This is a genomic window from Microvirga sp. HBU67558, assembly GCF_018069605.1.
GTDB classification, from domain to species: domain Bacteria; phylum Pseudomonadota; class Alphaproteobacteria; order Rhizobiales; family Beijerinckiaceae; genus Microvirga; species Microvirga terrae.
In genome coordinates, this window is sequence record NZ_JAGPUP010000424.1 from 1 (window position 1) to 10,604 (window position 10,604).

Consider the following 10,604-nt stretch of genomic DNA (forward strand, 5'->3'; position numbering starts at 1 on the left):
GTCGCCGCCACGTTCGTGGTCGGGATGGTTCCCGTGGCGTTGTCGTTGAAGTCCGCCGCCACCGTCACGGTGCCGCCGTCCGACCACTGGTTCGCCGCCGCGGGCTTGACCTGCACGGTGAACACCGTGTTTGCCGCCGTGCTGAAACTGTCCGTCGGGTTGAACTGCATGCCGGACAGGATGGTGTTCAGCTGATCCCGGGTCAGGCCGGTGAACGTGTAGGTGCGCGTGGTGCCGCTATCCGACGGGTTTACCCCGTTGACCGTGCCGAAGGTGCCGTTGGCCAGCGCGAACGACACCTCGACCGTCAGCGCGTCGGTGTTGTTGGCATAGGCGACCGCCAGGTTGTTCTCAAACGGCTTGATCGTTCCCGTCGACTCCCCGTCAACCTGCTGCCGAGCCCCCGTGATCGTCGGAGCCGCAATCTGGGTATCGTCGTTCTCGATGGTACCGGTGGCGGTGTTCTTCGTGCCGATCGAGGCATTGGTGTTGCCTGTCGTTCCCAGCGTGATCGTGAAGTTCTCGTCCGCTTCGAAGCCCGAATCCTTGCGCACCTTCACCACGAGTTGCGTGGTCAGTGCGTTGCCCACGAAAGTCGCCGTCCCCGCCAGGGCCTCGAAGTCGCCGGTATCGATCCCCGTGCCGTTGATCGACCAGGTCACGATCGAGTTGCCGCCGGTCGCGATATCGCGCACCAAATCATACGTGTACGTCGTCCAGTCGCCCGCCGTCGAGGAGGTTCCTTCCTGTTGGGAGATGTTCACCGTTGACGGGGCGAACTGAACCTTCGGAACATCGTCCGCCGTATTGTTGGTGACCACGAAGCGGAACTGTCGATCGAACGTGAGATTGGTATCATCGATCGCCCGGATCGTATGCTGGAAGTACTTGGCGTTGTCAGGAAGCGAATCGTAGTCGTACAACGAAGCATTGTTGATGACGACACGCCATCTTACTTGGTTGAATTGGTTTAAGAAGGATTCGATCTTGAAGACGCCGTCGCTGCTGGTCAACCCGTCTGAGGTCGAGGAATTCACGAACTTGTATGTGTGAGTGAGCGCATTGCTCGTGCCGTCTTCATCTTCTGAAACCAGCTGACCGATAATACCGGTGGAATGTTCGACCGATGGATATCCAGCCGGAGGAGTGGCCGGAGTGGTATCCCCGCCATTGACACCTCCAAAGGTGGTAATTCCCAGCTTCGTCGGAGCCTCGGCAACGTTACGCATCGTCACGACAAAAGACCCGACATCCTTTCGGGGCTCGCTGGCAGTGCCGCCGGAAATGGCGATCTCATGGGTAAAGTCGCCCCCCTCCCTGTCGAAAATGACGTCGCCGCCTTTGCCTGTAGCGACGAAGATTCGCAGGTATGTGCCGGCAGGTTGCCCGATCGGGTCGATGACCCGTTCAAAGTCGTAGGCCCCGCCCCAGTTCAGGGTCGTGGTGCCCTGCACATCCCAATTGTAAGTGAATGCCGGATCGATCTTGACATATCCGATGGTCGTACCATCGAGGATGTTTTCGTTGATCAGCACGTTGTTCAGGCCGCTCTGCTGCGGATTGCCGTCGCCGGTGGAGGGGGCTGAAGTAAAAGTCAGGGCGGTCATAGGAACCTCTTGGAAAGCCGGTTTATGAGCGGGATCTTACTACACGGTATAACGTCTAATGAAACGCTATACTATTAGCTAATTTGAGTAAAGAACGCCATTGAGGCAGGCGGCCTGGGGCCGCCTGCCCTTAATCAGATGATGATGAAGTGCTCATGAGTCAGCTGAAATCCCGACGGAACGTTGGAAAGAATGGCGATCACGATTGAGGGCGCCGCCTCCCCGCTGAATCCGTCCGGATCGTATACCAATGCCCCTGACGTCTCGTCGTACAGCAGCTGGAAGTCCCCAACCGGATCCGAACCCGCGTAGAACACGAGGGGATCGACTGTCCCGTCTAGTCCAGCAATCAACTCCTGGAAGATCGCGCTGCTCAACTGGATCCTGTCCTGCGTCGGATCGAAATCCTGGATATCGACAGGGTTGAGCGGATCGAGAGGAGCGTCGAATACGAAGGTATCCGCGCCGTCACCGCCGTTCAGCACATCCGCGCCGCCGCCGCCGTGCAGGATGTCGTCGCCGCCGCCGCCGGACAGGTTGTCGTCTTGACCACCGCCGATGATGGTGTTGGCGTCATCGTTGCCGACTACGGACTCGAACAGCATGTTCTCCACGAAGATCCTCACCTCGATCAATTCGGAGGTAGCACCGTTCGAGTCGGTAACCTTCAAGGTGATCAGGTGGCTGACGTCCTGCTCGAAATCGAGCTTCAGGCCGTCAGCCACGATAATGCGCCAGCCGGTCGTGCGGCTGCCTTCGAGAGCAAAGCGTCCATCCGCATTGTCTATCATTTGGACGTCCCACGGACCTGTGTCGCCGGCGTCCACAACCGTGATTTCTCCGACTGGAGTGATCAAGCTTTCGGAGAACTCGCGGACGATATTCTGGGATAGTACGATGCCAGTCGGCGCCGTATTCGGTCCCCCCGCGGCCACCGAGTGCACGGTCGCCGTGCCGCTCTGGCCCAGGCCGTCCGTCGGGTGCGTGAAGTCCGTCAGCGTCACGTTGAAGGCGATGTCCTCGGATTGGCCGGCATTCAGCGGGCGCGGATCGAAGCTCAGGGCCCGCAGCTTGGTCTGCAGGTCGGCCGCATTCGTGCCCGTCACCGTGTAGGTAGAGATGCCATTTCCGTCCGTGCCCACCCAGACCAGATGGTCGCCGACGAGGTCGCCCAGGTCTTCCCGGAACGTGATCGTCGCCATGGTCCATTGGCCGTCATCGTTGTCGATGAGCACCGAGCCGAACGGCGCCACCGTGCCCGAGTTCGCATCGGCATCGACAGTGCCCAGGCCCCCGATCGTCGGCACGTCGTCGCCCGGATCCTCGTTGCCGGCCGCCGAGTGCACGGTCACCGTGCCGGTCTGATCGACATTGGCCGTGGGATGGCCGCTGTCCGTCACCTTCACGGTGAAGACGACGTTCTCGGACGCCCCCATGGCCAATTGACGCGGATTGAAGCTCAGCCCGCGCAGCAGCGCCTGCAGGTTGATCGCATCCGTGCCCGTCACCGTGTAGGTGACGATGCCGTTACCGTCCACGCCCCCCGGGGTCAGGCCGTTGCCGGTGAGTTCGCCCAGGATGTTCAGGAACGTGATCGTCGCGGTGGTGGCCTGGCCGACCTCGTTGCCGATCGTCACCGAACCGAACGGCGCCACCGTGCCCGAGTTGGCCGTGGCCTCGATGGCCGTCGCCGGGAGGCCGCCGATCGTCGGCGCCTCGTCGCCCGCCGGCGGCCCCGTCACCGTGGTCTCGACCTTCACGTCCTGGTTGGCGGCCGGGAAGGCGTGGTGGTGATCGTCCAGCGTGATGGTGAAGGTCGTGATGATCGGAACCGGGCTCTGAGCGGGTTGCTCCGATGCGTTGAAGGTGAGCTGGCCCAGGATGACGCGGAGGGCCGTCAACGTGCCTTCGAACGTCCAGGTGATGCGCTGAGCCGCATCGTCCTTGACGAACGTTCCGCCGATGCCGGGCGCGTCGCCGTTCAGGAGACCTTCGCGGCTGTCGAAGCTGATCTTCAGGGTCAGGATTTCGCTGCCGCTGTCGGTGTCCTCGAGCGTGACCCCAAGGAACGGGTTCACGGGATCCGCCGCCCAGTCGGTCGTCTTCGTCACGGCTTTCATCGGGTCGACGGTGATCGTCGGCGCCACGTCGTCGGGGCCGCCCGTGACAGTCGCGTTCACCGTCACATGCCTCGTCGTGTAGGTGCTCTCGTCTTGAGCCGTGACGGAGAAGTCGATCGGAACCACGGAACCCAATGGTCCGAGATTGTTCGCGGGATTGAAGGCCAGGAGCTTGATGTAGGCGGTGATGAGGGCCTGGTTGCCGATCACCGTGACATTCTCGTCGGTCTTGAAGATCGCAAGGTCCGGGAAGGCGTCATCGTCCGGACAAATGAATGCACCGCCATTGAGGGTATTCAGAGTGATGTTCACGAGGATCGAGGCATCGTCCTCATCGAAGAAGGTCAGATCCTGGAAGGGCGCGACGGTATCGCTGTCTTCCACGGGCCATTCGGTCGTGCCGTTCGGATCGACCAGGATCAACGGAGCGATGTTGTCCACGTCCTGAACGAAGATCTGCAGCACCTGGGGCGTGGACGAGGCTTGGCCGTCGGAAGCCTTGACCTTGATCTCGTACCACTTGAGGCCATTCCCCTCATGCGGAGCATTGGCGAAGTCGAGGGCGCCCTTGACGTAGACGCTCCAAACGTCACCCTCCCGCATGATATAGAACTTGTCCGCCAGATCCTCGTCCAGCACGTATTCGACGATGGGGTCCCCGTTGTCGTCATAGGCACTCAGCTGGCCGATGAACTGGTACGCGCCGATGTCGTCGTTGACCATCGGGATCATGCCGCCATCCCAACCGATCAGGTCCGGCGCGCGATTGGCGACCACGGACTTGACCGTGATGTTCGGGTCGTACGAGACGAGGGCGCCGGCGTTATCCTGGACTTTGATCTCGAACGTGACGACGTCGGTCGTACCGGCCGCGACCCCATGCCGGTCGGTCGGATTGAACTTCAGCGCCCGCACGGCAGCGAGAACGTCCTGGACAGAGCCCCCGAACGTGTAAGTCCCGGTGAAGACGTTGCCATTCGCATCGATGAAGGCGCCGCCGTGATCGCTGCCGGCCGTGATGGTCACGGTGATGAAGTCATTGGCGTTGGTATCGCCGATCGTGACGTTCGTGAAAGGCGTCACGAGATTGACGGTTTCGTTGTCGGCGATGGACAGGTCGTCGCCGCCGCCGCTGATCGTCGGAGCCCGGTTCGCGACGATGGAATTCACCGCCACGGTGTCGTTGGTGGCGATCTCGGCCCCTGTGGCTTCATCGACCAGGGCCATATGGAACGCGGTCCTCAACGGGTCGCCGACCTCGCCATCCGGACGATCCTTCGGATCGAACCTCACGTGAGGCAGGGCGGAGATGATGTCCTGCATCGACCCCTTGAGCTTCAGGACGCCAGCAGCCTCATCGTATTCCCACGCATCATACATGATCGACAGTTCGCTGAGGTCGAGTCTGCCCTCGGTCGGATCGAACCGGATCTCCAGGTAAAGCCCGGCCCGGTTGGCATCCGACACCATGACGCTCGTGAACGGCGAGGCGATGCCGTTGTCGGTCACGTCCGTTTCAGGGTCGTGAGTCCAGATATAGGGCGAGGAAGCGCTCTGGACCGTGAACTGATAGGTTGCCGTGACGAACGCAGCCGGTTGGCCTTCGTCGTAGGTGATGACCGTCAGGGTGTGCTGATGGGCATCGAGCGGCGTCAATGCCTCCTTCAAGGTGATCTCGCCGGTCTCGGCATTGATCATGAACTTCCCGAATTCCAGAGAGCCGTCCGCGAACTTGTACCTGTTCTTGAGGAAGTTGCTGTTGTTGTTGCCGTTGTTCCGGTCGGGGTCGATCGCCTCCGCCCGGATGATAGGCGAACCGGCTCCCATGCCGATGACGATCTCGGGCGGTGCGTCCTTGAACTGGATCCCGGTCGGCAGGTCGTTATCGTCGGTGACGTAGATCTTCACGATGGTGGGGGTGCTGGCATGTCCGGACTGGTCCTTGGCGACCACCTTCAGGGCGTAGTACTTGCCCTTCCCGTCCTTGTCGTCCTTCAGCTCCTGCGCCTCGTAGTCGAGCGTCTTGGTGGGATTCAGCGTGATCTTGCCATCTGCCGCGATAACGAAGAGCCCGCCCGGGTTCGCGTCGGCCGCCGTGTCGAAATCATAGGACACGGCCGCATTCTCGGGATCCACGGATCCCGTCACGGTCAACAGCGCGGCCGACGGCACGACGTTCTCGGTCCATGACGCGGACAGTCCCGGGGTCGGCGCGTTCGGCGCTTCGTCCACGTTGGTGACGAAGATCTTCACCAGCCTCTCGGCCGAGGCGTTGCCCGCCGGGTCCTTGGCCACGACCTTGACGATGTAGTATTTGGGCCCATTGGGCGTGTCCTGACGCAGATCGGCCGCCTCGTAGTCCAGGGTCTTGGTGGGCGCCAAGGTGATCTTGCCATCGAGGCTGACCTGGAACCGGTTGCCGGGATTGGCATCGCCCGCGCTCGAGAGATGATAATTGACGTTCATCTGCTCCGGATCGATCGATCCCTGAACCTGCGCCAGGGTGACACCCGGGCCGGTCCCTTCCGCCCAGGTCTGGGGGCCGGGGTCATTCGGGATGCTCGGCGCTTCATCGACGGGCGAGACATAGATCCGGACATCCTTGATCGAAGACCCATGATTTTTGCCGTCCGAGGCGACCACCCTGACGACGTAGTACTTGCCGCCATCAAAGGGATCCTCGTTGAGATCGGCAGCCTCGTAATCGAGCGTGACGTTCGGCGCCAAGGTGATCTTGCCGTCCGCACTCACCAGGAAGCGATTGTTCGGATTGGCGTCGGGCACCTGTGCCAGGGAGAAAGTGACCGGATCGCCTTCCGGATCGACGCTGCTCAATTGGACGATGGGCTGGGTCGGGACGGTGTTCTCGACCACCGTCGGCTTGCCGGAATAGCTCGGGATGGACGGCTCTTCATCGTCGTTCGTGACATAGATCCTGACCGGCGTGACGGCCGATGCATTACCGGCCGGGTCCTTTGCCACGACCTTGACGATGAAGTAGCGCTCCGCCCCGTCCTTGACGATTGAGCTCGCCTCGTAGTCGAGCCATCCGTTAGGCTGCGCCAAGGTGATTGCGCCATTGGCGCTGACGACGAAGAGCCCGCCGGGATTGGCGTCGGCATCCGTCGCGAGCGCATAAGTGACCGCTTTCCCTTCGGGATCCGCAGCACCACCCAGCGTCACCAGGGATCCGGCAATGGGCTTGTTTTCGAGGAAGGTCGGCTTGCCGGAATATTGCGGAGCACTCGGCGCCTCGTCCACGTTGTTGATATAGATCGCGAAGCTCTCCTGGGAGCTGTATTTGCCCCCGGAGGTTTCGACCGCCCGGACGTCGACGAGGAAGTACTTCCTGCCCTGCCCGTCGGTGAGAATGCCCGAGGGAGGATTTTCGAAGTCGATTTTCGTCTTGAGCGCGATGTCGCCGCTGTCGGGATCGACGCTGAACTTGTCCTGATGCGTCAGGAGCTCATATTTCAGCGGCCCGCCGACATTGTCGGGATCCCTCGCCCAGACCTGCGCGACGAACCCGGTGAGGTTCTCGTCGATGGACGAGGATCCCCTGACGACGACGGGCTTGTCCGGCCCGTAATCGACGCTGCCGGCGCCCCTTGTAAAGACATGCTCGATATTCGCGAGCTTCCGGCCATCGAAGAACGGGACATAGATGTAGGCGGTATCATGGGCCCCTTCGAGCTCCAGCCGGAATTCGCGGGGATCGTCGTCGATATTGCGGATATGGTAGGTATCGTCGCCGAGGCCGCCGATCATCGTGTCGACGCCGCCGCCGCCTTCGAATTCGTTGTTTCCGCTGTTGCCTGTCAGGATGTTGTTGCCGGCATTGCCGGTCAGCTTGACGTTCGCGGTTCCCTCCGCCTTCAGGTTCTCGACAAAACCGGCCTTGGCGCCCAGATTGTAATCGATCGTGGTGTGGATGAGATCCTTCGCGCCTCCGGTGATGACCTCGACCACGACATCGCCGTCATTGTCCACCCAGTACTCGTCGTCGCCATTGCCGCCAACCATGGAATCGATGCCGCCGTCCCCGAACAGCTGATCATCGCCGTTGCCGCCGTAGAGGGAATCGTTGTGATCACCACCCGACAACTTGTCCTTTCCCTCACCCCCTTCGAGGCTGTCATTGCCTATGTCGCCGAAGAGGTAATCGTCTCCATCTGCGCCGAGAAGATGATTGGCGTTGGCATTACCCAGAATTTCGTCCGACTGGTTCGTTCCCTGCGCGTGGTCGATATTCTTGACGTCGTCAGTGGCTGTCGTGCTGCCGATCGTTTTGACGGCTTTCTGGGTGGCGAGATTGATCTTGACCGAACCACCCAGCGAAACGTAGTCGACGACGCCGCCGTCAACGTCACCGTCGATCAGGTCGGAGCCCGCGGAACCGTAGAAGAAGTCAAAACCGGATCCGCCAATCAGCGTATCGTTTCCGGCGCCACCATAGAACTTGTCGTCCCCCCCGCCACCGTGGAACCAGGCGCTGAAACTGCCGGCTATCAGAGTATCGGTGCCGTTGCCCGTGCTGACCTGCCAAATACTCCTTAGAATGTCCGTGTGGGCGCCGTCCGTCACCGTGCCGGCGCCGAGATCTACGATCCTGTTCCAACTTCCCGCTTTGTAATCATAATTGAAGTCGATCTCCGGGTAGATACCACCATCAGTCGGAGTATTACTATTGACACTCCTACGAGAGAAGTCGGCGTAGTAAGCCCAGCCGCCCTCCAAGGTATCTTCACCGACATCGGCTATCAGAATGTCGTTTGCACCGCCTACGAGTGAGTCGTTCCCGTTGCCACCCCAGAGAATGTCCCTCGTAAGGTCGTCGAAACTCCAGCTTCCGTAAAGAACGTCGTTTCCGTCGTTTCCGACGAGGCCATCGGCGCCCCAGCCCCCATCAAGAGTATCGCTGCCTAGGCTGGCCCAGAGGTCGTCGTCCCCTCCCAGGCCGACCCAGTACCAGGACTTGGTCGTGGCATACTGATCCAGGATGCGGAACCTGTCCCCTTTCCATGAATAACCAAGGGCAGCATCCGATAAGTATATCTTCTCGATATCAGAAATGTAGTCATACGTAGGCAAAGCGCCAGGGCTTCTATGATCCTTGAAGACGACTGCGCCGTTGCCTGTATAGCTTATGCTATAAATTGGCGGTGTGTCCGCGTAGTCGAGCGTATCGAAACCGTCGCCTCCAGAAATGGTATCGAAGTTGGCGTCAGACCAGTTGTCTACAATCGGATGATCTGCATCTCCGATAATATAATCGTCTCCCGCACCTGCCATGATCGAGTCACGGCCCGTTCCGGAGTAGATGGTGTCATCCCCTCCATTGGCATAAAGCCTAATTGGGTAACCGTTCCAAGTCCTTAAGTCGATCGTCTCAGGATTGTCGCTGTAGTTCAATGTTATTGGGCTGGCGAGAGGAGCAGGGGAGCCGGCGCTCGCGTCCGCCGGAGACAGCACAATGCCTTGTGTCCTGGCAAATGAAACGCTCGCCCGATCAGCCCCAAGATCGCTGGCTTTGATGGCTGGGTCCGCAGGCGCGTCGAACGTGTCAGAGTTTGGATCAGATTCATTGAAACGAACCGCTCCAATGGAATGACTCGCCGGCGCGGCATCGAGCTGCGCAACCGGTGCCAGCTTCTGAACCTGGGGCACCTTGTCCCCCTCGGGCGTCGCAGGAGCCTCCATCGAGCGCCGCCCGTCCTTCTCGTCCTGCGGCAGCGCAAGACCCGGCGCGCGGCTCGGGTGGTCGTCCAGGAGGGGAGCCATGTCGGTTGCGGCCATGTGCGCTGCCGCACCGCCGGCGAGCGTGTCGTCCAGCACGTTGCCGACGTCGATCCGATCGCCGATGACATTCTCGAAAACGGGCTTGTTCATGATCATGTCCCCCTTGCCTGTACCGCTACGCAACCGTGCCGGAGCCGACGGGCTCCTTAGAAATGAATTAATATTACGTAACATATCCGAGGGAACCAGAAAGGCAACGCTGTTACGCAAAAATGCTTAATCGCTCTCTGGTTGCCGATTGTCGCAGGCCCGCCCCTATCAGAGGTTGTCTGATTACATTCTGAAGCCAGGAAAATAGACCCTGAAGTTGCAGTCCCGTGCCGGCGTGATCGGGCGGAACGCCTTGCTTTTCATAAGAACGCAGAGCCGGAACGCGGCCTGCCTGTCTCTTGACGGGTCCTGCCGATAGCAATCACGAGCCGTCGGCTGCCGGTGCGAGACATCATACACATTTGCAAGCTGGACTTTGCAAAATTGCAATCTCGTTGCCATTCCAGGACCGCCGGCCCGGAACGCGGTCCTGACCCGGTCGAGCCTGCCGGCAGGCCGATTCCATCCTGGATCGCCCCCATCGGGCCTGGTCCAGGATGCTCAAGCCCTTCCGGTCAAGGCCTTCGGGCACCGGGCTCATTCCCCGCATGCGAACGGGCGGGTTCTCTCATCCCCGGCCGGTGCCGGCCACCCTCCGCGTCATGGCATCCCCGCTCGTCTTGGCGCCCTCTCCCGTCTTGGCGCCCCCCGCCTGTCCTGGCCACCCTCCGTCATTCCACCCCCGACGTCATGGCCGGGCTTGTCCCGGCCATCCCGCTCATGTGAAGCGCGGCGTTCCGTGCCATCGGGATCACCGGGACAAGCCCGGTGATGACGTGCGGAGGATGAGCATGAGACGGAGAGTTCGAGACGATGCGATGATGTTCTTATTTCGTTCTTGACAATCCTCCTAACCTGAGCTATATCATTACTCAGATCGGTTCCGACGAGGGGCGCGCTCGAGGCGTTCGCAGCGGAGGGAACCGGCACGGTCCTGCGACAGGCTTCGCAAACCTGGGCGCGCAGGAGGCCGACCTTGGGCTCCGTC

The 10,604-nt window shown here is 60.7% G+C and carries 2 protein-coding genes; both read right to left on the reverse strand.

Annotation, left to right across the window (positions count from 1 at the left end; all coding sequences use genetic code 11):
* Positions 1-1,607 (reverse strand): Calx-beta domain-containing protein (locus KBI52_RS04100; RefSeq protein ID WP_210805524.1); only part of this gene is annotated, 1,607 nt, incomplete at its 3' end.
* 134 nt (positions 1,608-1,741) lie between these two features.
* Complete coding sequence (locus tag KBI52_RS04105) at positions 1,742-9,616, reverse strand: hypothetical protein (protein WP_210805526.1); 7,875 nt, start codon at positions 9,614-9,616, stop codon at positions 1,742-1,744.
* Positions 9,617-10,604: the final 988 nt, after the last annotated feature.